This is a genomic window from Streptomyces sp. SAT1, assembly GCF_001654495.1.
Lineage (GTDB): Bacteria > Actinomycetota > Actinomycetes > Streptomycetales > Streptomycetaceae > Streptomyces > Streptomyces andamanensis.
In genome coordinates, this window is the sequence record NZ_CP015849.1 from 815,624 (window position 1) to 838,048 (window position 22,425).

Consider the following 22,425-nt stretch of genomic DNA (forward strand, 5'->3'; position numbering starts at 1 on the left):
CCCCGCAGGTCCGGGCCGCCGCGGGGACGCGCCGCCTCAGGTGCGCAGGAAGCCCACACCACGGCCGTCGTTGCAGCCCACGGGGACCGGCCGGTCCTCCCCGAGGCCGCCCTGATCGGCCTTGAGCGCGACGCTCATGAGGGACAGGAGGAGATCGACGTCGGCCGAGGCGTCGAGACGGATGGTGACCCAGGAGGAGCCCGGCACCACGCGGACGGCGGCGAAGCGCCTGAGGTCGCGCGAGAGCCGCCGTATGGCCCGGTCGGTCAGCTTGAGGTCGACGTCGCGGTCGGAGTGGAAGTGGGCGATCTCCCCGTGCGCCGAGCTGAGCGCCTGCCCGGTGCCACAGCTCGGTGCCGCTTCCATCAGGTCGGGCCAGGTGGCCAGTTGGGCGAGTGCACGCGTGGCGAGCGTCATGGCCCCATCATGACGCGCTCACCGCGCGGCAACCGGTGCGTGAGCAAGCCTTAACCGATCCGTGTCCGAAACCGTCCGGGCTTCACCCGTTCGGCTGAGGTACGGCGAATGGCGCACCGATGGCGTACTGATCGCCGCGCCGGCGTACCACCCTTGTCCCAGGGGGACGCCCGTCCCCCACCCCGTCGCGAAGGAGTGGTGGACGCATGGAGGACAGCCGGGTGGAGCAGGCGGACCACACCGCGGTGCGGGTCGCCCTGTGGCGGGCGCTGCATCTGCGGGCCGATCCACCGCCGTACGTCTTCGAGGACGAGGTCGGCCTGCGGCTGGCGGCGTCCGGCGACGACTGGCTCCGCCGCCCGGACATGGACCCCGAGGGGACGCGGACCTTCCGGGCGGGTGTCGTGGCCCGCGCCCGCTTCGTCGAGGACCTGGTGACGGCCGAGGCCGCCCGGGGCGTCGCGCAGTACGTCGTCCTGGGCGCCGGACTGGACACCTTCGCGCAGCGCCGCCCCGAGGAGGTCGCCGCCGGGCTGCGGGTGTTCGAGGTGGACCGGCCCGGACCGCAGGCGTGGAAGCGGCAGCGCCTCGCGGACCTCGGCCTGGGCGTCCCGGAGGGCCTGCGGCTGGTCCCCGTGGACTTCGAGGCGGGCGGGTCCTGGTGGAAGGAGCTGGTCGCGGCTGGCTTCGACGCGGGGCGCCCCGCGGTGGTGGCCTGCACCGGCGTGAGCATGTACCTCACCCTGGAGGCGATCACCGGCACCCTGCGCCAGGTGGCGGCGCTCGCGCCCGGTTCCACGCTGGCCATGACGTTCATGCAGCCCGCCGAACTGCTGGAACCGCGCACGCGCGCCCTGCTGGAGAACACGACGCGCATGGCGCGGGCGTCCGGGTCGCCGTTCCTCAGCTTCTTCTCCCCGCAGGAGATGCTGGACCTCGCCCGCGCGGCGGGGTTCACGGAGGTCCGCCATGTGTCCGCGGACGACCTGGCGCGGCGCTACTTCGACGGCCGCGCGGACGGGCTGCGGCCCGAACCGGCGGAGGAGCTGCTGGTCGCCTCGGTGTGAGGACGGCCGGGTCCGGAAGCTCCGCGGTGCCCGGGGGCTGCCTCCGGCCCCCGTGGAGCCCCCGGCCCCGGGCAGTCCCCGCCGCCTCCCCGCGCACAGGAGCCTCCGGCCGCCCATGGAGGCACACTGGCAGTGAGGCCCGTCGGTCTGGCACGAGGGGGTGTCGGCAATGGCACGTCGTGCGGGAATGTGGCTGTGGCGCTGGCAGCGCAATCCGCTCAGGCGGACCAGCGATGTCGTCGAGGCGTGGATCCTGGCCGCCGCCTGGGTCCTCGCCGTGGTGGGCGCCCTGGTGGCCGGGCTGCTGACGGCGGGCGTGATGCAGCAGAACGCGCAGCGTGCCCGTGCCCAGAGCCACCCGGTGTCCGCCGTCCTCGCCGAGGGCGGGTCCCGGAGCGCCGCCCGGCCGGCCGGGGGCGCGCTGGTGTGGGGGACGGTCCGCTGGACCGATCCGGACGGCTCGGTCCACACGGGCCGGACCCGGGTCCCGTCCGGTGTGGCCGCCGGATCCCGCCTCACCGTCTGGACGAACGGCCGCGGCGCCCTGACCTCCCCGCCCGCCTCCGCCGCCGACACCGCCTTCCAGGCGGTCCTGGGCGGCCTGTGGGCCGGGACGGCCACCGTGGGCTTCGTCGTCGGCGGCGCCAAGCTCGCGCAGAATCGGCTCGACCACCGCCGCGACGCCCAGTGGGCCGAGGAGTGGGCCCGGATGGACGCCCGCTGGGGCCGTATGACGGGCTGACGGCCGAAGGGCGGCGGCAAGGCTCCCGCCGTAGCCCCCGCAACCGCCCCGCCGTAGCCGCCGTAGCCGCCGTCAAGAGCCTGACCTGCGGAGAATCCGGCCATGGCGGCCATGGAGCGCGCGCGCCACCCCTTGCCCCGTTCCCGGCGCCCTTCTAGCCTGGTTTTGTGCCGCTGATAAACAAAGTCCGTCCGCACAACGTCGTGCCGGACCGCCCGCTCGTCCGCCTCCGGATCGCCCTCACCGCCTTCTTCGCCCTCGACGGCTTCGTCTTCGCCGGCTGGGTGGTGCGCATCCCGGCCATCAAGGAGCAGACGCACTCCTCCACCGGAGCCCTCGGGCTCGCGCTCCTCGGGGTCTCCGCCGGTGCCGTCGTCACGATGACCCTCACCGGCCGGCTCTGCCGCCGCTACGGGAGCCACCTGGTCACGGTCGTCTGCGCGGTGCTGCTCTCGCTCAGCGTGGCCCTGCCGCCGCTCACCCACTCCGCCCTCGCGCTGGGCGCCGTCCTGCTGGTGTTCGGCGCCGCCTACGGCGGCATCAACGTCGCCTTCAACAGCGCGGCCGTCGACCTGGTGGCCGCGCTGCGGCGTCCGGTCATGCCGACCTTCCACGCCGCCTTCAGCCTCGGCGGCATGGTGGGGGCGGGCCTCGGCGGGCTCGTCGCCGGGCTCCTGTCCCCCACCCGCCATCTGCTGGCGCTCACCGTGACCGGTCTGCTCGTCACGGCCGTCGCCGGGCGGACGCTGCTGCGGCTGGACTCCCCCGCGCCCCCCGACGGCGGCAGGACCCGCCGGGACCGCCGCGACGGGCACCGGCAAGGCGGCCGCACCCGCGGGGTCGTCCTGGTCCTCGGGCTCATCGCCCTGTGCACGGCCTACGGCGAGGGGGCCATGGCCGACTGGGGCGCCCTGCACTTCACCCAGGACCTGCACGCGTCGCCGGGCGTCGCGGCGGTGGGCTACTCGTGCTTCGCGCTCGCGATGACCGTGGGACGGCTGTCCGGCACCACGCTGCTCGAACGGCTCGGCCGCACCCGCGTCATCGTGGGCGGCGGCTGCGTCGCCGCGGCCGGAATGCTCCTCGGCTGCCTCGCGCCCGCCGTGTGGGTGGCCCTGCTCGGCTTCGCCGTGACCGGTCTGGGGCTCGCCAACCTCTTCCCGGTCGCCGTGGAGCGAGCGGGCGCGCTGGCCGGTCCGAACGGTGTCGCGACCGCCTCCACGCTCGGGTACGGCGGCATGCTCATGGGACCCCCGGCCATCGGGTTCATGGCCGGCTGGCTGTCCCTGCGGGCGGCGCTGGCCAGCGTCGCCGTACTGGCCGCCGTCGCCGCCGCGATCGGGTTCGCGACGCGACGGACGGCGTACGAGTGAACGGCGCTCAGGAGGCCGCTTCCGGGCCCCCCGCCTCCCCCTGCGCCTTCGCCCCGTCCCCCGCGGCCTCGGCGTTCTCGGCGTTCTCGGCGTTCTCGTAGACCTTGGCGTCGGACGGCGCCGGACGCTCGACCCGGCACACCAGGGCGTCGTTCTCGACGTCGGCGACGATCGTGTCACCGGGGTCGGCCGAGTCGCTCAGCAGCAGGGAGGCGATGCGGTTGTCCAGCTCGGCCTGGAGGGTGCGGCGCAGCGGGCGGGCGCCGAACTCGGGCTGGTGGCCGTGGGCGACCAGCAGCTTCTTCGCCGCGTCGGTGACCTCCAGTTCCATGCCCTGGGCGCGGACGCGACGGCGGCTGTTGTCCAGCAGCAGATCGACGATCTGGTTCAGCTCCGCCTCGCCCAGGCCGTGGAAGATGATGATGTCGTCGATGCGGTTGAGGAACTCGGGCAGGAACCTGCCGCGCAGGTCCTCCATCAGCTGGTCCTTGATGGCGGCGACGTCGCCGTGGTGGGCGAGGATCCGCTGGGCGCCGATGTTCGAGGTCATGATGACCACGGTGTTGCGGAAGTCGACGGTGCGGCCCTGCGCGTCGGTGAGCCGTCCGTCGTCCAGCACCTGGAGCAGGGTGTTGAAGACGTCCGGGTGGGCCTTCTCGACCTCGTCGAAGAGCAGCACGCTGTAGGGCTGGCGGCGGACCTTCTCGGTGAGCTGGCCCGCCTCCTCGTGGCCGACATAGCCGGGCGGGGCCCCGACGAGCCGGGAGACGGTGTGCTTCTCCTGGAACTCGCTCATGTCGAAGCGGACCATGCGGTTCTCGTCGCCGAACAGCAGCTCGGCGAGCGCCTTGGCCAGTTCGGTCTTGCCGACGCCGGTCGGTCCGAGGAAGAGGAACGAGCCGACGGGCCGGTTGGGATCGCCCATGCCGGCCCGGCTGCGGCGCACCGCCTGGGCGACCGCGGTGACCGCCTCGTCCTGCCCGACGACGCGCGAGTGCAGGGCGTCCTCCAGCTTCAGCAGCCTTTCCTTCTCGCTCTCGGTGAGCTGGGCGACGGGGATGCCGGTGCGCCGGGACAGTACGTCGGCGATGTCGGCGACGGTCACCTCCAGCACGCCCTCGCGCCGCTCGGCGAGCCCTTCCAGCTCGGTCTCCACGTCGGTGATGCGGTCCTTCAGCTCGGAGGCGCGCTCGAAGTCCTCCCCGGCCACGGCCTGGTCCTTCTCGCGGCGCAGCTTGGCCAGCCGGTCCTCGCGCTCGGCGACCTCGGTGGACCGGCCCATCGAGCGCAGCCGCACCCGCGCGCCGGCCTGGTCGAGCAGGTCGATGGCCTTGTCGGGCAGGAACCGGTCGGTGACGTACCGGTCGGACAGCTCGGCGGCGGCGGCCAGCGCGTCGTCGGTGTAGCGGACCTGGTGGTGGGCCTCGTAGGAGTCGCGCAGGCCCTCCAGGATCTGCACGGTCTCCTCGACGCTGGGCTCGGGCACCATGACCGGCTGGAAGCGGCGCTCCAGGGCGGCGTCCTTCTCCACGTACTTGCGGTACTCGGTGAGGGTGGTGGCGCCGACGACGTGCAGTTCACCACGGGCGAGGGCGGGTTTGAGGATGTTCCCGGCGTCCATCGAGCCCTCGCCGGTGGCGCCCGCGCCGACCACGGTGTGCAGTTCGTCCAGGAACAGGATCGTCGACTCGGAGGCCGCCTTGACCTCGTCGATGACGTTCTTCAGCCGCTCCTCGAACTGGCCACGGTACTGGGCGCCGGCGACGAGTCCCGTCAGGTCGAGGGCGACGACCCGCTTGTTCTCCAGGGTCTTGGGCACGTCCCCGGCGATGATCCGCTGGGCCAGGCCCTCCACGATCGCGGTCTTGCCGACGCCCGGTTCGCCGATCAGCACAGGGTTGTTCTTCGAGCGGCGGGAGAGGATCTCCACGGTCTGCTCGATCTCCTCAGCCCGGCCCACCACCGGGTCCAGCTTTCCGGCGCGGGCCTCCTCGGTCAGGTCGCGGCCGTACTGGTCGAGGGTCGGCGTGTCGCTCGGCGGCTCGGCGCCGCCGGGCCCGGCCTCGGAGCGGGCGACGCTCTCCGCGCCGCGGCGCAGTTGCTCGGTGTCGATGCCGTGGGCGCCCAGGATCTTGGTCGGTGCCGCGCCCGGGGTGTCCAGCAGGGCGCCGAGGATGTGTTCCGGGCCGATGTAGGAGACACCGGCCGCCCGGGAGTGCTCGTAGGCGCGCAGCAGCACCCGCTTGGCGGCCGGGGTCAGGCCCGGCTCGGCCGAGGGGGTGCCGCTCTCGGCGGGCAGTGCCCGCGCGAGGTCGGCGGCGAGCCGGTCGGGGTCGGCGCCCGCCTGGGCGAGCAGGCCGCGGGCGGGCTCCACCTGGGTGCAGGCCCACAGCAGGTGCTCGGTGTCCAGGTCGGAACTGCCGTCCTCGGCCGCCTTGCCGGTGGCGCGGTTGATCAGGTCCTGGGCGGACTCGGTGAGCAGCCGTCCGATCGGCACCCGCTGCACCTGGGGCGGCGAGGCGCCCGGTGTCATGCCGAAGAAGCGGTTGAGGATCTCGGAGAACGGGTCCGGGCCGCCGAACGAGGCGCCGAAGGGGGACATCGTCATGATCGCCGTCCGCAGCGTGGGGAAATGAGACCCTTCAAGACCAACCCACCATTCGGCCCACCGCAACGCGGCATACGCCGACCCAGTGCCGTAGCGGGGTGCTGGGGGATCGCCGCGACCCGCTGCGGGCGGCGGCCGCACCGGGACTCCTCCCGCCCGCACGGCCCGCACGCCCCCGGGCGCTCGCCAGGGGCGCACGCCGTGCGGCACACTTCCCGCCATGAAGACCGCCGGGTATCTCGACGCGCTGGACCGCGAGGGCCGGCTGCTGGCCGCCGCCGCCGAGGAGGCCGGGACCGGTGCCGCGGTGCCGACGTGTCCGGGCTGGCGGGTGCGGGACCTGCTGCTGCACACCGGGGCGGTGCACCGGTGGGCGGCCGGTCTCGTCGCGGACGCGCACACCGCGCCGCGCCCCCTGGACGAGCCGCCCGCTCTCGACGGCGCCGCGCTGGTGGAGTGGTACCGCGACAGCCATCGCGGCCTCGTGGCGGTGCTGGCCGGCGCGCCGAAGGACGTGCAGTGCTGGACGTTCCACTCGGCGCCCCTGGCGGTGCCGTCCGCGCAGGCCTTCTGGACCCGCCGGCAGGCGCACGAGACGGCGGTGCACCGCTTCGACGCCGAGGCGGCGCGCGGCGGCCTGCCGTCCCCGGTCGGCGCCGAGTTCGCCGTCGACGGCATCGACGAGCTGCTGCGCGGCTTCCACGCCCGCTCCCGGAGCCGGGTCCGTACGCCCCGGCCGCGTGTGCTGCGGGTGCGCGCCACCGATCCGGCCGGGTCCGGTGCGGACGCCGCCGTGTGGACCGTACGGCTGTCGGAGGGGCCGCCGGTCACCGAGCCGGGCGCTGGCGCGGACGCCGAGGCCGAACTCTCCGGTCCCGCGGACCAGTTGTACCTGGCGCTGTGGAACCGGGTGCCGGTGCCGCGGGTGACGGGTGATCCCGCGCTGGCCGCGCTGTGGCGGGAGACCTCGGGGATCGGCTGAGCAGCGGGGCCGGGCGGGCGCGGGCCGGACCGGCCCGGATCAGCCCAGCCAGCCCGGCCGGACCAGGCCCGACTCGTAGGCGAGGACGACGAGTTGGGCGCGGTCGCGGGCGCCGAGCTTCACCATGGTGCGGCTGACGTGGGTCTTGGCGGTGAGCGGGCTGACCACCAGGCGGCGGGCGATCTCCGCGTTGGACAGGCCGATGCCGACCAGGGCCATCACCTCGCGCTCGCGGTCGGTGAGCCGGGCCAGGGCGTCGGCGGCGGCCGGTTCCTTGGAGCGGGCGGCGAACTCGGCGATGAGGCGGCGGGTGACGCCCGGGGACAGCAGGGCGTCGCCGTCGACCACCGCCCGCACCGCACGCAGCAGTTCCTCGGGTTCGGTGTCCTTGACGAGGAAGCCGGAGGCGCCCGAGCGGATCGCCTCGAAGACGTACTCGTCCAGCTCGAAGGTGGTGAGCATGACCACCTTGACGTCCCCGAGCTCCGGGGCGCCGGTGATGCGGCGGGTCGCCGCCAGGCCGTCCAGGACGGGCATGCGGATGTCCATCAGGACGACGTCGGGGCGCACGTCCCGCGCCAGGCGCAGGGCCTCCTCACCGTCGGCGGCCTCCCCGGCGACCTCGATGTCCGGCTGGGCGTCGAGCAGCGCCCGGAACCCGGCCCGCACCAGCGACTGGTCGTCGGCGAGCAGTACGCGGATCACCGGTCGTCCTCCTCGGTGGCCGTCAGGGGCAGTTCGGCCAGCACCCGCCAGCCGCCGCCGGGGCGCGGACCCGCCTCGATGGTCCCACCGAGCGCGGCGGCCCGCTCACGCATCCCGGCCAGCCCGTTGCCGCTGCCGCCCGCCGCCGCGCCGGTCGCCGGTCCGTCGTCGTCGATACGCAGCCGCAGGGTGCCGCCGCCGTGCGCGAGACGCACGCGCGCGTGCCGGGAACCGCTGTGCCGTACGACGTTGGTCAGGGCCTCCTGGACGATCCGGAAGGCGGCGAGAGCCGTGCCGGGCGGCAGCGGGGGCGGGGTGCCCTCGATCTGGACCGTGAGCCCGGCGTGCGCCGCCTGGTCGGCCAGTTCGGGCAGCCGGTCGAGGCCGGGCGCGGGCGCGCGCGGCGCGTCCCCCGGGGTGCGCAGCGTGCCGAGCACCTGGCGGACCTCGCCCAGCGCCTCCTTGCTGGCGGCCTTGATGGTGGTGAGCGCGGTGCGGGCCTGCTCCGGGTCGGTGTCCAGCAGGGCGAGGCCGACGCCCGCCTGGACGTTGATGACGGAGATGCTGTGGGCGAGCACGTCGTGCAGTTCGCGGGCGATGCGCAGCCGTTCCTCGTCGGCGCGGCGCCGGGCGGCCTGGGCGCGTTCCGCGCGCTCGCGCGCCCACTGCTCGTGCCGGACGCGGGCCAGTTCCGAGACCGCGACGACGGCCACCACCCAGGTGGCGACGACCAGTTGCTGTCCCCAGCCGGACGCGGAGTCGCCGGGCGGCGGCAGCAGGCGGTAGAGCCAGAGCGCGATCAGCGCGTGCCCCGCCCACAGCAGCCCCACGGAGGTCCAGGCGGCCCGGCGCCGCCCGGCGACGACGGCGCTGAAGCAGCTGACGGCGACGGTCAGGAACACGGGACCGTAGGGGTATCCGGCCGCGAGGTAGGCCAGGGTGACCGCCGCCGTGGCGTACACGACGAACGCGGGCCGCCGGGTGCGCCAGAGCAGCAGCCCGGCGGCGACCGCCAGCAGGGCGTACGCGTACGCGTCCAGCGCCTCGCGGTGGCTCTGCCCGCGGGCCGAGAAGCGGGTGCCGGCGAGGACGACGGCCGTGACGAGCACGGTGGAGGGCCACGGCCAGCGGGTCCCGGCCCGCTCCCGGCCGTCGGCGCCGCGCTCTCCCGCGGGCCCGTGCCACCGTCCCCACGGTGGACCGCCCCCGCGTACGCGCTGCTCTTCCATGCCGGCCACGCTAGACGTCGCGGCCCCCGGGCACGTCACCCCGGCGAGGTGATCACCCGTACTCCCGGGGAAGTACGCCGGTGCCCAGGGGGCCGCCCCCGCGCTCAGGAACCGTCCGCCTCCCGGGTGCCGGCCGCGTGCTCCGTCTCGGCGCCGGTGTCGGTCTCGGCGGGGGCGGGCGCGGGAGCGGCCGGCTGGCGCCGGTCCATCATGCTCAGGGCGCGCTGGGCCAAGGGGTGGTTGCGGACCAGCTCGCCCAGTGTCGTGGAGCCCTGGGTGATGTCCTTGAACGCCTTCCAGGCCGGGCGGAAGCCGGTCAGGGCGGCGTGGAAGAGGCCGGGGCGGCGCTCGAAGACCGCCAGCATCCGCTTGCCGACGGCCATCTCGACCCCGAGCCCGGCCTTGATGGCGAAGGCGTAGTTCAGGGCCTGGCGGCGCGCGTCCACCGCGTCGTGCGCCTCGGCGATCCGGACCGCCCACTCGCCCGCGAGCCGCCCGGACCTGAGCGCGAAGGAGATTCCCTCACGCGTCCACGGCTCCAGCATGCCCGCCGCGTCGCCGCAGACCAGCACGCGCCCGCGCGAGAGCGGCGAGTCGTCGGCGCGGCAGCGGGTCAGATGGCCGGAGGAGATGCTCGGCTCGAAACCGGCCAGTCCCAGCCGGGCGACGAAGTCCTCCAGGTACCGCTTGGTCGCGGCCCCCTCGCCGCGCGCCGAGATCACACCGACGGTGAGCGTGTCGCCCTTGGGGAAGACCCAGCCGTAACTGCCCGGCATCGGGCCCCAGTCGATGAGGACCCGGCCGCGCCAGTCGTCGGCGACGGTCTCGGGCACCGGGATCTCCGCCTCCAGACCGAGGTCGACCTGGTCGAGCTTGACCCCGACATGGGCGCCTATGCGGCTGGCGCTGCCGTCGGCGCCGACCACCGCGCGGGCGAGCACGGTCTCGCCGCCCTGGAGCACCACGGCGACCGTCCGCCGGTCCGGCACGGCCGAGCCGTGCTGCTCCACCCGGGTCACGGTGGCGCCGGTGCGCAGCTCGGCGCCCGCCTTCTGCGCGTGCTCGACGAGCTGCTGGTCGAACTCGGGCCGGTTGATCAGCCCGAACAGCATCTGCCGGGAGCGCCGGGTGCGGGTGAAGCGGCCGTTGTGGGAGAACGTCACGGCGTGCACCCGGTCCTGGAGCGGCAGGTCGAACCCGGGCGGCAGCGAGTCGCGCGAGGGACCGATGATCCCGCCGCCGCAGGTTTTGTACCGTGGCAGGTCGGCCTTCTCCAGCAACAGGACGCGCCGCCCCGCGACCGCCGCCGCGTAGGCGGCCGAGGCCCCCGCGGGTCCCGCGCCCACCACGACGACGTCCCACACCTGCTGCACGTCGTCCGCCGAAGAGTTCTCGCTGCTCACGATGGTCTACCGCTCCACATCAACCGACTGCCTCCCCCGGCTCTCGGCTCCGCCCGAGCAGGGGCACCCCATCTGTCCCCCGCATCCTACGGCCGCTTTCCCCCAGGTCCGCTGTGGGAGGATCGGCAGCGGACACGTCCGCCCACACGGACGCGCCCGCACCGACACGATCACCGAAGACACAAAAGTGCTCACAGAGCGCCGCAGAGGTGCTCACGAGTGCAACGTCGCACCCACAAGGAGCGTGCCCATGTCGTCGCATCCGGTCGCCGAGACCGTCGCCTCCCTGCTGCCCGGGGCCAGGGCGGAGCTGGCCGAACTGGTGGCCTTCAAGTCGGTGGCGGACTTCGACCAGTATCCGAGGAGCGAGAGCGAGGGCGCGGCGAACTGGATCGCCGACGCGCTGCGCGCCGAGGGCTTCACGGACGTGGCGCTGCTCGACACCCCGGACGGCACCCAGTCGGTGTACGGCTACCTGCCCGGCCCCGAGGGCGCCAGGACGGTGCTGCTGTACGCCCACTACGACGTGCAGCCGCCGCTGGACGAGGGCGCCTGGACCACGCCTCCCTTCGAGCTGACCGACCGCGACGGCCGCTGGTACGGGCGCGGCGCGGCCGACTGCAAGGGCGGGGTCATCATGCACCTGCTCGCGCTGCGCGCCCTGAAGGCGAACGGCGGCATACCGGTCAACATCAAGGTGATCGCGGAGGGTTCGGAGGAGCAGGGCACCGGCGGCCTGGAGCGCTACGCCGAGGAGCACCCCGAGCTGCTGGCGGCCGACACCATCGTGATCGGCGACACCGGCAACTTCCGCGTCGGCCTGCCGACCGTGACCAGCACGCTGCGCGGGATGACCCTGGTCCGCGTCCAGGTGGACACCCTGGAGGGCAATCTGCACTCCGGCCAGTTCGGCGGCGCCGCGCCCGACGCGCTCGCCGCGCTGATCCGCGTCCTGGACTCGCTGCGCGCCGAGGACGGTTCGACGACCGTCGACGGTCTCGCCGCCGACGCGGTGTGGGACGGGCTGGCGTACGAGGACGAGCAGTTCCGCAAGGACGCCAAGGTGCTGGACGGGGTGGAGCTGATCGGTTCGGGCGCGGTCGCCGACCGCGTCTGGGCCCGCCCGGCCGTCACCGTCCTCGGCATCGACTGCCCGCCCGTCGTCGGCGCCACGCCGTCCGTGCAGGCGGGTGCCCGCGCGCTGGTGAGCCTGCGGGTGCCGCCGGGCGTCGACGCCGCCAAGGCCACCGAGCTGCTCCAGGCCCACCTGGAGGCGCACACGCCGTGGGGTGCCCGGGTGCGCACCGAGCAGATCGGCCAGGGCCAGCCCTTCCGCGCCGACACCGCGAGCCCGGCGTACCAGGCGATGGCCGACGCCATGGCGGTCGCCTACCCCGGCGAGGAGCTCCAGTACGCCGGACAGGGCGGCTCGATCCCGCTGTGCAACACCCTGGCCGCGCTCTACCCGCAGGCCGAGATCCTGCTCATCGGCCTGAGCGAGCCCGAGGCGCAGATCCACGCGGTGAACGAGAGCGTCTCGCCCGAGGAACTGGAGCGGCTGTCGGTCGCCGAGGCGCTGTTCCTGCGCAACTACGCGGGCTGACCCGCACGCACGCCGGGCGGGCCGGTCCACCGCGCCCGCTCTGCCAGCGGCAGAGAGCCCTCGCCCTTCGGCGGGGGCCTCTCTACGGTCGGGGCATGGACGTAGTGGAGATCCTTCCCCGGCTGCACCTGCTCCGCTTCCCCGTGGGACAGGCCTACCTGTGGCGCGACGACGACGGGCTGACACTGGTCGACTCCGGGCCCAGGGGCGCGGGCGCGCCGATCACCGAGGCGATCAGATCCCTGGGGCACGATCCGGGGGAGCTGCGGCGGATCGTGATCACCCACTTCCACGAGGACCACGCGGGCGGGGCGGGCGAACTCGCCCGGTCCTGCGGGGCGCGGGTGCTCGCCCACCGCCTGGACGCCCCGTACGTCAGGGGCGAGGCGGTCCCTCCCCCGCCGCGCTACGAGGCCGGGGAGCAGGCCCTGCACGCGGCGGCCCTCGCGCGGCTCCCCGAGGGCGATCCGGTCCGCCCCCGGCAGCTCACCAAGGTGTCCGACGGCGACGTCCTCGGCTTCGGCGGCGGCGCCCGCGTCGTGCACGCCCCGGGCCACACCGACGGCAGCATCGGCGTCCATCTTCCCCGGTACGGCGTCCTGTTCACCGGGGACACGATCGCCGTGTCCCCGGTCGACGGCTCCGTCGTCCTCGGCGTCTTCAACCTCGACCGCGCCCGCACCCTCGCCGCCTTCCGGCAACTGGCCGCCCTCGAACCGCAGGTGGCCTGCTTCGGCCACGGCGCCCCGGTGACCGAGCGGGCCGGCGAGACACTGCGCCGGGCGGCGGCCCGGTACGAACCGCCTGTGTGAGGGGGGGGCGTCCGGGGCTCGGGCGCCGGGCTCCGGGCCGGGGGTACGCGGCTCGGGGGCGGGGAGTACGCGGCTCGGGCGCCGGCTCCGAGCGCCGGGCACCGAGTCGGGGCACCGAGACCGGGCATCCCCGTCCGGGCGTCCGGATTCGGGCATCCGGCCCAGGTCCCGGGGCTCGAACCTCGGGACGTGGATTCGACTTTCGGGCGCCGGAGCTCCAGCGTCCGGGCGGACATCCCCGTTCGAGTGTCCGGGGCCGGTCTTCCGGTCCGGGCTCCGAGATCGCGCGCCCGGCGTCCGGGGGCGTGGCCCGGACGCCGGCGGCCAGGTGCCCGGGGCGGGGGCCCAGCCGCCCGGCCGGACGGCGGATCCGGGCGGCTGGGCCCGGACCCGCCTCCGGTCGCTCCGTCGGGCCCTCCGGCGGCCGCGACCGGCCCGACGGCGGTCAGTCACCGCCGGGCCACGGCCGGCCGACGGACGGCACGTCGCGCAACCGACGGGCGCACAGCGGACAGCCGACGGACGGCATGCCCGACACCGACACCGACAGGACATGACAGGACAGGACGGGACGGGACCCCCGCCGGATCACCGGCAGAGGACGCATCAGGCAACCGGCAGAGGGTCCATCGGTGCCCGGGGCACCGGCCCACAGGCCCACGTGCCACCTGCCCACCCGCTACCTGCCCACGGCCCGTCCCACGCCTCTGTCTGCGCGTTCCTGGGCACCCGGACCGCCTACGGGCCGCCCCCGGAGGGATCCCGGTGGGGCCGGCTCAGCCCACCGGCACGCCCGCCTCCAGATAGACCGCCGCGCCCCGTTCGCGGGCGCGCAGCGCCCAGCGCAGGCGTTCGTGGCGGACCGGCGGGAGCAGGGTGGCGGCCTCCCGTTCGGTGACGAAGCGGCAGCCGCGCAGTTCGGGGCCGGGCAGCAGCAGCCGGGCGGCCTCGGCAGAGTCGAGGCGGCCGCCGTCGAAGAGCAGGCGCAGGCCGCCGAAGCCGGGGGGCGCGGGGCGTTCCCAGTCCACGACGAGCAGCCGGGGCGGCTCCTCCAGCCGTATGCCGGTCTCCTCGGCGACCTCGCGCATCCCGGCGCGCGCGGGAGCCTCGCCGGGTTCGACTATGCCGCCGGGGAACTCCCAGCCGGGCTTGTAGGTGGGGTCGACGAGCAGCACCCGGTCCCGCTCGTCGAAGAGCAGCACACCGGAGGCGACGGTCTCGGCGGTGGGCTCGGGGGTCTGCACGATGTCGCAGGGGGGCGCGGCGCCGGTGCCGACCGCCTCGGCGATCCGGACGGCCGTCTCGTACGGGGTGAGGGCGCCGTTGTCGATGAGGTGCGCGTCGGCGGCGAGCCAGGAGGCCAGCGCGGCGCGGAAGGGCTCGATGCGGTCGTGGGCCCACTGGTGGGTCCGCAGGTCGCCGTCGGGGAGGCCGGACGGGGCGTCGCGGTGGGCCGCCCGCTCACGCAGGATCGTTTCGGCCGGGGCGAGGAGCACATGGCGTACGCCGATGCGGCGGGCGGCGAGGCCGCCGAAGATCTCGTCGCGGTGGTCCTGGCGGAGCAGGGTCATCGGCACCACCAGGGTGCCGCCCAGTTCGGCGAGCATCGCGGCGGCCGTGTCGATCACCAGCCGCCGCCAGATCGGCAGGTCCTGGAGGTCGCCGGCCTCGGCGAGGTGCTTGGGCGGCAGGAGGTGCTGGGCGAGAAGGCCGCCGATGACCTCGGGATCGAAGAGCGTGCTGTTCGGGATCAGATCGATCAGTTCCCGTGCGGTGGCGGACTTGCCCGCACCGAACGTGCCGTTGATCCAGACGACGGTCACTGGTCCCCCTCTTCTGTTGGCCCCCTGTGGCTTGCCCGCTCCACCCTGCCACGGAAACCAGGCCCAGTTGAGGACGACACGGAGCGGCGCCGCACCCCGCCGCGCGAGGGGTGCGGCGCCGCTGCGCTGCGGGCCGCCCGGCGGGGCCGGCCGGGCTGCCCGGGGCTGCCCGGCCGGTCCGCCTCAGTCGTTCTGTCCCAGGACGTCCTTGTCCACGGGCAGGCCGTCCTGGCCGACGAGGTGGTCCACGGCGCCCACGGTGTCCTTCACCCCCAGTTCACCGAGCGCGTCCCGGTCGGCGGCGTGCGAGGGGGAGACGGCGGCCACCACGAAGCCGGTGGCCAGGGAGGCGAGGGCGAGCATGCTGCGCTTCTTCATGCCTGCTCAACGGCGGACGGCGGCTTTGGTCACGCGACCGCGGGCCGACGGCGTACCGACCCGGGCCCCGCACCGCCTCATGAGGCCGCCCGCGCCGAGCTGACCCGCCCGCCTTCCGTCCATCCGTCCGGAGTCCCTTGCCTCCGCCCGTTCCCGTTCGCCCGGAGTCCCTTGCCTCCGCCCGTCCCCGTCCGCCCGCCGCGGCCCGGTCGCTCAGACCCCGGCCCCCGCCGGGTCCGTACGTGCCGTGAGGGCCGCCGCCGCCGCGCCCACCAGGCCGGCGTCGGTGCCCATCTGGGCCGGGACGACCGTCAGTTGCCGGACGAAGGAGAGGGTGGCGTAGTCCGTGAGCGCCTTGCGCAACGGGCCGAACAGCACCTCGCCCGCCTTGCCCACACCGCCGCCGACGACCGCGATGTCGATCTCGACCAGGGTCGCCGTCGCCGCGATGCCCGCGGCCAGGGCGCGTGCGGCGCGCTCGAAGGAGGCCACGGCCACCGGGTCGCCCGCGCGCGCGGCGGCGGCCACGGCGGCGGCCGTGGTGTCGCCGTCGGGCCCCGGCCGCCAGCCGTTCTCCACCGCCCGGCGGGCGATGTTCGGACCGCTGGCGATCCGCTCCACGCAGCCGCGCGAACCGCACGGACACAGGTCGCCGTCCAGGTCGACGCTGATGTGGCCGATGTGCCCCGCGTTGCCCGTGGGCCCCGGGTGCAGCCGGCCGCCGAGGACCAGACCGCCGCCCACGCCCGTGGAGACCACCATGCACAGCGCGTTGTCGTGGCCGCGGGCCGCGCCCTGCCAGTGCTCGGCCGCCGTGATGGCCACACCGTCGCCGATCAGCTGTACGGGCAGCCCCCCGGCCGCGGCCCGTGCGCGCTCCACCAGCGGGTAGCCGCGCCAGCCCGGCACGTTGACCGGGCTGACCGTACCGGCGGAGGCGTCCACCGGGCCCGCGCTGCCGATGCCCAGCGCGGTGGCCCGGCCCCACAGCGCGGACGCGCTCAGCTCGCCGAGCACGTCCTCCACGGCCCGCATGACGGTCTCACCGTCCTCCTTCGCGGGCGTGGCGCGCTGTGCGCGCACCAGGATGCTGCCGTGGCCGTCCACCAGCGCTCCGGCGATCTTGGTGCCGCCGATGTCGAGCGCGGCCACGAGGTCGGTGTGCATCAGTGTCAGATCTCCCCGTCAACCATGTAAGGACTAAGTGGTGAGCGCAGCCCGGCCTCGCGGCGGGAGCGCTGACCGAGTATGCGATGGACAGTCTCTCGTGCGTATGACAACGTTGTCCAGGCTCTATGCTCGACGCCACATCCTCATACGCACCCAGGGACCCGCGCAGAGCCCCTGCGGACGACAAGGAACAGGACGCCGCATCGTGCCAGAGACCGCCCGCCGAGAAGACCGCCCCGCCGACCGCGCTCCGGACCGCGCGTCCGGGACACGGTACGGCAACCGTCCGACCATGAAGGACGTGGCGGCGCGGGCCGGCGTGGGCCTCAAGACCGTCTCCCGCGTGGTGAACGGCGAGCCCGGTGTCACCGCCGACACCGAGCGGCGGGTGCAGGAGGCCATCGAGGCGCTCGGCTTCCGCCGCAACGACAGCGCGCGGGTGCTGCGCAAGGGGCGCACGGCGAGCATCGGACTCGTCCTGGAGGACCTCGCCGACCCGTTCTACGGTCCGCTCAGCCGCGCGGTGGAGGAAGTGGCCCGCGCACACGGCGCCCTGCTCATCAACGGCTCCAGCGCGGAGGACCCGGACCGCGAGCAGGAGCTGGCGCTGGCGCTGTGCGCGCGGCGGGTGGACGGGCTGGTCATCATCCCGGCCGGCGACGACCACCGGTATCTGGAACCGGAGATCAAGGCGGGCGTCGCCACCGTGTTCGTGGACCGTCCGGCCGGCCGGATCGACGCCGACGTGGTCCTCTCGGACAACTTCGGCGGTGCCCGCGACGGCGTCGCGCACCTGATCGCCCACGGGCACCGCAGGATCGGCTTCATCGGCGACATGCCGCGCATCCACACGGCGATCGAGCGGCTGCGCGGCTACCGGGCGGCGATGGAGGACGCGGGGATAGCCGTGGAGGACTCCTGGATGTCGCTGGGCGTCACCGACCCGGAGCGGGTGCGGCGGGCCGCCGAGGAGATGCTGTCGGGTCCGGACCCGGTCACCGCGGTCTTCACCGGCAACAACCGGGTGACGGTCACCGTGATCCGGGTCCTGGCCGGACTGCCCCGGCCGGTCGCCCTGGTCGGCTTCGACGACCTCGAACTGGCCGATCTGCTCCAGCCGGGTGTCACCGTCGTGGCCCAGGACGCCGCCGCGCTCGGCCGCACCGCCGCCGAACGGCTCTTCCGGCAGCTCGACGGCACCCATCTGTCCCCGGAGCGGATCGAACTGCCGACCAGGCTCGTGCAGCGCGGCTCGGGCGAGGTGCCGCCGCCGGCCTGACGCGACGGCGCCGGGGCGCCCCGCGCGAACGGGGGCGCCCCGGCCGGCCGCTACTGGGCGGACGCCGTGAGGTCGCCGCGCCGGGGCGCGGCGAAGCCCTCCAGGTCGGCGCGGGTCAGACCGGTGAGCCGGGCGACCTCGGCGATGTCGAGGGCGCCGCAGTCCAGGCCGCGCAGCAGATAGCCGCTGAGCGCCTTGGCGGTGGCGGGCTCGTCCATCACGTCGCCGCCGGCCCGGTTGGCGTAGCGGGCGAGGCGGGCCGCCGCCTGCTCGAAGCCCTCGCGGTAGAAGGCGAACACGGCCGCGTACCGGGTGGGGATGTGCGCCGGGTGCATGTCCCAGCCCTGGTAGTAGGCGCGGGCCAGGGCGCGGCGGGTGAGGCCGTAGTGCAGGCGCCAGGCGTCGTGGACCTTCTCGGTCGGGCCGACCGGCAGGACGTTGGTGGAGCCGTCCGAGACGCGGACGCCGGTCCCCGCCGCGGCGACCTGCATGACGGCCTTGGCGTGGTCGGCGGCCGGGTGGTCGCTGGCCTGGTAGGCGGCGGAGACACCGAGGCAGGCGCTGTAGTCGAAGGTGCCGTAGTGCAGGCCGGTGGCGCGGCCCTCGGCGGCCTGGATCATCCGGGCGACGGCGGCGGTGCCGTCGGCGGCGAGGATGGACTGGCTGGTCTCGATCTGGATCTCGAAGCCGATCCGGCCGGGTTCGAGGCCGTGGGCCTTCTCGAAGGCGTCCAGCAGCCGTGCCATGGCGGTGACCTGCTCGGGGTAGGTGACCTTCGGCAGCGTCAGCACCAGTCCGCCGGGCAGGCCGCCGGCCCGCATCAGTCCGCTGAGGAAGATGTCGAGGGTGCGGATGCCGCGGTCGCGGACGGGTGCCTCCATGCACTTCATCCGGATGCCCATGTACGGCGCGGCGGTGCCCTGCTCGTACGCCTCGGCGACCAGCCGGGCCGCGCGGGCGGCGGCCTCGTCCTCCTCGGCGTCGGGGCGGGGGCCGTAGCCGTCCTCGAAGTCGATGCGGAGGTCCTCGATCGGTTCGCGTTCCAGCTTGGCGCGGACGCGGGAGTGGACGGGTTCCGCGAGGTCGTCGGCCAGGCCCAGGACCGCGGCGAAGGAGGCGGCGTCCGGGGCGTGTTCGTCGAGGGCGGCCAGCGCCCGGTCGCCCCAGGAGCGGAGGGTGTCGGCGGCGAAGGCGTCGCCGGGGACGTAGACGGTGTGGACCGGCTGGCGGGTGCCGGGGTCGCCCGGGTAGCGGCGCTCCAGCTCGGCGTCGACCGGGGCGAGGGAGGCGCTGATCTCCTCGCTGACGGCGCCCGCGAGGCTCGTCGCCACCGTCTCCTGCTGGCCCTGACCCATTCCACACCCTCCTGTTTTCCGTTGTACGGAATCAATAATCCGCACTACGAAGCTATCTGTGGACGTTCCCGCCGGTCAACACCTGTCCGCGGCCTGAACCCCGGCCGGCCCGGCCGGGCCGCAGACACCGAGGCCCCCGTGACCGGTGCGGTCACGGGGGCCTGGCCCGGGGCGGCCCCGGCAAGGGGCCCGGCGGATCAGCCCTTGCGGGTCTTGATCTCCTCGGTGAGCTGCGGGACGACCTCGAACAGGTCGCCGACGACGCCGTAGTCGACCAGGTCGAAGATCGGGGCCTCGGGGTCCTTGTTGACCGCGACGATGGTCTTCGACGTCTGCATGCCGGCGCGGTGCTGGATCGCGCCGGAGATGCCGTTGGCGATGTACAGCTGCGGCGACACGGACTTGCCGGTCTGGCCGACCTGGTTGGTGTGCGGGTACCAGCCCGCGTCCACCGCGGCGCGGGAGGCGCCCACGGCCGCGCCGAGGGAGTCGGCGAGGGCCTCGATGATGCCGAAGTTCTCCGCGCCGTTCACACCGCGGCCGCCGGAGACGACGATGGCGGCCTCGGTCAGCTCCGGGCGGCCCGTCGACTCGCGCGGCGTGCGGGCGGTGACCTTGGTGCCGGTGGCCTTCTCGGAGAAGGTGACGTCCAGGGCCTCGACGGTGCCGGCGGCCGGGGCGGCCTCCACGGCGGCGCTGTTGGGCTTGACCGTGATGACCGGGGTGCCCTTGGAGACACGGGACTTGGTGGTGTACGAGGCGGCGAACACCGACTGGGTGGCCACCGGGCCCCCGTCGCCGGCCTCCAGGTCGACGGCGTCGGTGATGATGCCGGAACCGGTGCGCAGCGCCAGGCGGGCGGCGATCTCCTTGCCCTCGGCGGAGGACGGGACCAGCACGGCGGCCGGGGAGACGGCGGCGACGGCGGCCTGGAGCGCGTCGACCTTCGGGACGACCAGGTAGTCGGCGTACTCGGCGGCGTCGTGGGTGAGGACCTTGACCGCGCCGTGCTCGGCGAGGGCGGCGGCGGTGTCGGCGGCGCCGTTGCCCAGCGCGACGGCGACGGGCTCGCCGATGCGGCGGGCCAGGGTCAGCAGCTCGAGGGTGGGCTTGCGGACGGCACCGTCCACGTGGTCGACGTAGACGAGGACTTCAGCCATGGGACTTCTTCTCTCCTGCTTGCGAAGGGTGCGGGACGACGGGGCGGATACGGGCTCAGATGAACTTCTGGCCCGCGAGGAACGCGGCGAGCTGCTTGCCGCCCTCGCCCTCGTCCTTGACGATCGTGCCCGCCGTACGCGCCGGACGCTCCGCCGCCGACTCCACCACGGTGTAGGCGCTCTCCAGACCGACCTCGTCGGCCTCGATGTCCAGGTCCGACAGGTCCCAGGACTCCACCGGCTTCTTCTTCGCCGCCATGATGCCCTTGAACGACGGGTAGCGCGCCTCGCCCGACTGGTCCGTCACCGAGACCACGGCGGGCAGCGACGCCTCCAGCCGCTCCGAGGCGGTGTCGCCGTCGCGGCGGCCCTTGACCGTGCCGTCCTCGACGGAGACCTCGGACAGCAGCGTCACCTGCGGCACGCCCAGACGCTCGGCCAGCAGCGCGGGGACGACGCCCATGGTGCCGTCGGTGGAGGCCATGCCGGAGATCACCAGGTCGTAACCGGCCTTCTCGACGGCCTTGGCCAGCACCAGCGAGGTGCCGATCGCGTCGGTGCCGTGCAGGTCGTCGTCCTCGACGTGGATCGCCTTGTCCGCACCCATCGACAGCGCCTTGCGCAGCGCGTCCTTGGCGTCCTCCGGACCCACCGTCAGCACGGTGACCTCGACGTCGTCGTCGGAGTTCTCGGAGATCTGCAGCGCCTGCTCGACCGCGTACTCGTCCAGTTCGGAGAGCAGACCGTCCACGTCGTCACGGTCGACGGTCAGGTCATCGGCGAAGTGCCGGTCGCCAGTGGCGTCGGGCACGTACTTCACAGTGACAACGATCCTCAAGCTCACGCCGGCTCTCCTACTGCATCGTCATTTCTGGGCTGCCTTCTTGCAGGCAGCATAGGCGCCTGAAGCGGCCGATCCCGTTCGGGGCGACCCCGCGCTCCGACCGAAATATTACTCGCCAGTACACCCAGTTCCTGCCCGCTGAGCAAGCGCTTTGAACTGTGACCTTCGCAACGCAGCGTAACCGGAACTCGACCGTTCCGCAGGGGCCTGCGCAGCGGCCGGCTCCGGGTCAGTCGCGCAGGGCGTTGAAGCGGCCCTGGTGGTAGAGGAGAGGGCGGCCGGGGCCCGTGTGGTCGCCGAGGACCAGCTCCGCGATGACGATGCGGTGGTCGCCCGCCGGGACCCGTGCGACCACCCGGCAGACCAGCCGGGCGAGCACGCCGTCCAGCAGCGGAACGCCCTCGGGGCCGTCGCGCCAGGAGGTGGGTGCCGCGAACCGGTCGGCGCCGCTGCGCGCGAAGGTGGCGGCCAGTTCTTCCTGGTGCTCGCCCAGCAGATGGACGCCGAGGTGGCCGGTCCGGGAGAGCGCGGGCCAGCTGGAGGCGCCGGTCCCGATCCCGAAGGAGAGCAGCGGCGGCTCGGCGGAGACGGACGTCAGGGAGGTCGCGGTGAAGCCGACCGGGCCGTGGTCGCCGCGCGCCGTGATCACCGCGACACCCGCCGCGTGCCGCCGGAAGACGGAGCGCAGCAGGCCGGGAGAGGCCGGTTCGAAGGCGGTGGAGGCGGCGGAGGAGAGGTCGGACGGGGCCGTCATGGAGTTGTCCTTCTGCTGGTGGGACGCGCGGGGACCGTGGCTGCTCAACAGCCCGGACAGCGCGCGCTCGCGGCGCCGGCGGACGGCGTCGCTCCCGGACGTGCCCACCCGGAGAGAAGGAGTTCCCGAGACATACAGTCAGATTGACGAGAGGTGACGGGCGCAGTCAAGTGGGTCCCGGCACATGGGACATGTCTCACGGTCACAGGCCGCTTCCGCACAGCACCTCCCCCAGGGCCGCGACGACGTCGGCCGTACGGGGCTGCCCGGCGGCGCGGCGCACGACGCGGCCGTCCGCGTCCAGGACGAGCACGGTGGGCGTCCTGCGGACGTCCAGCGCGCGGACGAGTCCGAGGCGGGCCTCGGCGTCGATCTCCACATGGGCGACGCCGGGGACCATGCGCGCCACCTCGCCGAGGACCCTGCGGGTCGCCCGGCAGGGCGCGCAGAAGGCGGTCGAGAACTGCACCAGCGTGGCGCGTTCGCCCAGGGGCTCACCCAACTCGGCCGCGCCCAGCCGTCCGTCCGCCTCGCCCGTGCGCACCCGTGGTCTCCCGTCCCGCGTTCCGGTGATCGCGCCGGGCTGTTCCGTGCCGCCCGCCCGGCTCCTGCCGGGTGCAGCGCGTACGGCCCGCCGAAGATTCCCGTGCGGGGCCCCGGCCGCCGGCGGGGCGCCCGGCGGCCGGGCCGACGTGACGAGGATCTCGCCGGGGACGGGCAC

The 22,425-nt window shown here is 74.4% G+C and carries 20 protein-coding genes; 7 read left to right on the plus strand and 13 right to left on the minus strand.

Going from position 1 to position 22,425, the window contains the following annotated elements; genetic code table 11:
• Nucleotides 1-36: 36 nt before the first annotated feature.
• Nucleotides 37-417, minus strand: coding sequence for a luciferase domain-containing protein (locus A8713_RS03465; protein ID WP_018570955.1), 381 nt, complete (start codon nt 415-417; stop codon nt 37-39).
• A 206-nt stretch (nt 418-623) separates the two neighbouring features.
• Between A8713_RS03465 and A8713_RS03470 the strand changes: the two genes are divergently transcribed.
• The 3 genes from A8713_RS03470 to A8713_RS03480 all read left to right on the plus strand — a co-directional run bounded on the left by A8713_RS03470 (nt 624) and on the right by A8713_RS03480 (nt 3,599).
• Nucleotides 624-1,484 carry a class I SAM-dependent methyltransferase gene (locus A8713_RS03470; RefSeq protein WP_064531355.1) on the plus strand — a complete coding sequence of 287 codons (861 nt, stop codon included), beginning with the start codon at nt 624-626 and terminating at the stop codon, nt 1,482-1,484.
• A 169-nt stretch (nt 1,485-1,653) separates the two neighbouring features.
• A complete protein-coding gene (locus A8713_RS03475; protein ID WP_237305298.1) occupies nt 1,654-2,226 on the plus strand; it encodes an Rv1733c family protein in 573 nt (190 codons plus the stop codon).
• Between the two features lie 203 nt (nt 2,227-2,429).
• Nucleotides 2,430-3,599 (plus strand): MFS transporter, encoded by a 1,170-nt coding sequence (locus A8713_RS03480; RefSeq protein WP_064531357.1) that lies wholly within the window; start codon nt 2,430-2,432, stop codon nt 3,597-3,599.
• 7 nt (nt 3,600-3,606) lie between these two features.
• On the opposite strand, the gene A8713_RS03485 is transcribed toward A8713_RS03480, so the two are convergent.
• Nucleotides 3,607-6,207, minus strand: coding sequence for an ATP-dependent Clp protease ATP-binding subunit (locus A8713_RS03485; protein ID WP_064531358.1), 2,601 nt, complete (start codon nt 6,205-6,207; stop codon nt 3,607-3,609).
• A 220-nt stretch (nt 6,208-6,427) separates the two neighbouring features.
• Between A8713_RS03485 and A8713_RS03490 the strand changes: the two genes are divergently transcribed.
• The gene (locus A8713_RS03490; protein ID WP_064531359.1) at nt 6,428-7,189 is read left to right on the plus strand and encodes a maleylpyruvate isomerase family mycothiol-dependent enzyme; all 762 of its coding nucleotides are present in this window, start codon (nt 6,428-6,430) and stop codon (nt 7,187-7,189) included.
• 39 nt (nt 7,190-7,228) lie between these two features.
• Here A8713_RS03490 and A8713_RS03495 read toward each other — a convergent pair whose 3' ends face one another.
• The 3 genes from A8713_RS03495 to A8713_RS03505 all read right to left on the minus strand — a co-directional run bounded on the left by A8713_RS03495 (nt 7,229) and on the right by A8713_RS03505 (nt 10,526).
• Nucleotides 7,229-7,894: a response regulator transcription factor gene (locus A8713_RS03495; RefSeq protein ID WP_064531360.1), complete on the minus strand. Its 666-nt coding sequence runs from the start codon at nt 7,892-7,894 to the stop codon at nt 7,229-7,231.
• Nucleotides 7,891-9,123 (minus strand): sensor histidine kinase, encoded by a 1,233-nt coding sequence (locus A8713_RS03500; protein ID WP_107440767.1) that lies wholly within the window; start codon nt 9,121-9,123, stop codon nt 7,891-7,893. Before A8713_RS03500 ends, A8713_RS03495 begins: the two co-directional genes overlap by 4 nt.
• A gap of 104 nt (nt 9,124-9,227) precedes the next feature.
• On the minus strand, nt 9,228-10,526 hold the full coding sequence (locus tag A8713_RS03505; RefSeq protein WP_064531362.1) for a geranylgeranyl reductase family protein: 1,299 nt from the start codon (nt 10,524-10,526) through the stop codon (nt 9,228-9,230).
• Between the two features lie 250 nt (nt 10,527-10,776).
• Between A8713_RS03505 and A8713_RS03510 the strand changes: the two genes are divergently transcribed.
• Entirely contained in the window at nt 10,777-12,129 is a 1,353-nt protein-coding gene (locus tag A8713_RS03510; protein ID WP_064531363.1) for a dipeptidase, read from the plus strand.
• Between the two features lie 95 nt (nt 12,130-12,224).
• Nucleotides 12,225-12,941: an MBL fold metallo-hydrolase gene (locus tag A8713_RS03515; protein ID WP_064531364.1), complete on the plus strand. Its 717-nt coding sequence runs from the start codon at nt 12,225-12,227 to the stop codon at nt 12,939-12,941.
• Between the two features lie 776 nt (nt 12,942-13,717).
• Here the strand turns inward: A8713_RS03515 and A8713_RS03520 are convergent.
• From A8713_RS03520 to A8713_RS03530, 3 genes are all read right to left on the minus strand, one after another.
• Nucleotides 13,718-14,764 carry an NUDIX hydrolase gene (locus A8713_RS03520; protein WP_064531365.1) on the minus strand — a complete coding sequence of 349 codons (1,047 nt, stop codon included), beginning with the start codon at nt 14,762-14,764 and terminating at the stop codon, nt 13,718-13,720.
• 183 nt (nt 14,765-14,947) lie between these two features.
• A complete protein-coding gene (locus A8713_RS03525; RefSeq protein WP_018570967.1) occupies nt 14,948-15,142 on the minus strand; it encodes a hypothetical protein in 195 nt (64 codons plus the stop codon).
• Nucleotides 15,143-15,355: 213 nt separating this feature from the next.
• A complete protein-coding gene (locus A8713_RS03530; protein WP_064531366.1) occupies nt 15,356-16,309 on the minus strand; it encodes an ROK family protein in 954 nt (317 codons plus the stop codon).
• Between the two features lie 208 nt (nt 16,310-16,517).
• Here A8713_RS03530 and A8713_RS03535 point away from each other — a divergent pair, with 208 nt between their 5' ends.
• Nucleotides 16,518-17,591 (plus strand): LacI family DNA-binding transcriptional regulator, encoded by a 1,074-nt coding sequence (locus tag A8713_RS03535; RefSeq protein ID WP_064531367.1) that lies wholly within the window; start codon nt 16,518-16,520, stop codon nt 17,589-17,591.
• A 50-nt stretch (nt 17,592-17,641) separates the two neighbouring features.
• On the opposite strand, the gene A8713_RS03540 is transcribed toward A8713_RS03535, so the two are convergent.
• The 5 genes from A8713_RS03540 to A8713_RS03560 all read right to left on the minus strand — a co-directional run bounded on the left by A8713_RS03540 (nt 17,642) and on the right by A8713_RS03560 (nt 22,278).
• Nucleotides 17,642-18,946 carry a DUF6986 family protein gene (locus A8713_RS03540; RefSeq protein WP_064531368.1) on the minus strand — a complete coding sequence of 435 codons (1,305 nt, stop codon included), beginning with the start codon at nt 18,944-18,946 and terminating at the stop codon, nt 17,642-17,644.
• A gap of 197 nt (nt 18,947-19,143) precedes the next feature.
• Nucleotides 19,144-20,106, minus strand: a complete 963-nt coding sequence (locus tag A8713_RS03545; protein WP_064531369.1) for an electron transfer flavoprotein subunit alpha/FixB family protein — start codon at nt 20,104-20,106, stop codon at nt 19,144-19,146.
• 55 nt (nt 20,107-20,161) lie between these two features.
• The gene (locus tag A8713_RS03550) at nt 20,162-20,950 is read right to left on the minus strand and encodes an electron transfer flavoprotein subunit beta/FixA family protein (RefSeq protein WP_064531370.1); all 789 of its coding nucleotides are present in this window, start codon (nt 20,948-20,950) and stop codon (nt 20,162-20,164) included.
• 229 nt (nt 20,951-21,179) lie between these two features.
• On the minus strand, nt 21,180-21,704 hold the full coding sequence (locus tag A8713_RS03555; RefSeq protein WP_064537215.1) for a flavin reductase family protein: 525 nt from the start codon (nt 21,702-21,704) through the stop codon (nt 21,180-21,182).
• Nucleotides 21,705-21,906: 202 nt separating this feature from the next.
• Nucleotides 21,907-22,278 carry a TlpA family protein disulfide reductase gene (locus A8713_RS03560; RefSeq protein WP_107440768.1) on the minus strand — a complete coding sequence of 124 codons (372 nt, stop codon included), beginning with the start codon at nt 22,276-22,278 and terminating at the stop codon, nt 21,907-21,909.
• Nucleotides 22,279-22,425 lie beyond the last annotated feature (147 nt).

What these genes read in the sequence shown, in the direction of transcription:
- A8713_RS03485 (WP_064531358.1), bottom strand. Translation starts at nt 6,207, where the DNA reads ATGACGATGTCCCCCTTCGGCGCCTCGTTCGGCGGCCCGGACCCGTTC.
- A8713_RS03540 (WP_064531368.1), bottom strand. Translation starts at nt 18,946, where the DNA reads ATGGGTCAGGGCCAGCAGGAGACGGTGGCGACGAGCCTCGCGGGCGCC.
- A8713_RS03525 (WP_018570967.1), bottom strand. Translation starts at nt 15,142, where the DNA reads ATGAAGAAGCGCAGCATGCTCGCCCTCGCCTCCCTGGCCACCGGCTTC.
- A8713_RS03530 (WP_064531366.1), bottom strand. Translation starts at nt 16,309, where the DNA reads ATGCACACCGACCTCGTGGCCGCGCTCGACATCGGCGGCACCAAGATC.
- A8713_RS03555 (WP_064537215.1), bottom strand. Translation starts at nt 21,704, where the DNA reads ATGACGGCCCCGTCCGACCTCTCCTCCGCCGCCTCCACCGCCTTCGAA.
- A8713_RS03465 (WP_018570955.1), bottom strand. Translation starts at nt 417, where the DNA reads ATGACGCTCGCCACGCGTGCACTCGCCCAACTGGCCACCTGGCCCGAC.
- A8713_RS03490 (WP_064531359.1), top strand. Translation starts at nt 6,428, where the DNA reads ATGAAGACCGCCGGGTATCTCGACGCGCTGGACCGCGAGGGCCGGCTG.
- A8713_RS03510 (WP_064531363.1), top strand. Translation starts at nt 10,777, where the DNA reads ATGTCGTCGCATCCGGTCGCCGAGACCGTCGCCTCCCTGCTGCCCGGG.
- A8713_RS03500 (WP_107440767.1), bottom strand. Translation starts at nt 9,123, where the DNA reads ATGGAAGAGCAGCGCGTACGCGGGGGCGGTCCACCGTGGGGACGGTGG.
- A8713_RS03475 (WP_237305298.1), top strand. Translation starts at nt 1,654, where the DNA reads ATGGCACGTCGTGCGGGAATGTGGCTGTGGCGCTGGCAGCGCAATCCG.
- A8713_RS03515 (WP_064531364.1), top strand. Translation starts at nt 12,225, where the DNA reads ATGGACGTAGTGGAGATCCTTCCCCGGCTGCACCTGCTCCGCTTCCCC.
- A8713_RS03470 (WP_064531355.1), top strand. Translation starts at nt 624, where the DNA reads ATGGAGGACAGCCGGGTGGAGCAGGCGGACCACACCGCGGTGCGGGTC.
- A8713_RS03545 (WP_064531369.1), bottom strand. Translation starts at nt 20,106, where the DNA reads ATGGCTGAAGTCCTCGTCTACGTCGACCACGTGGACGGTGCCGTCCGC.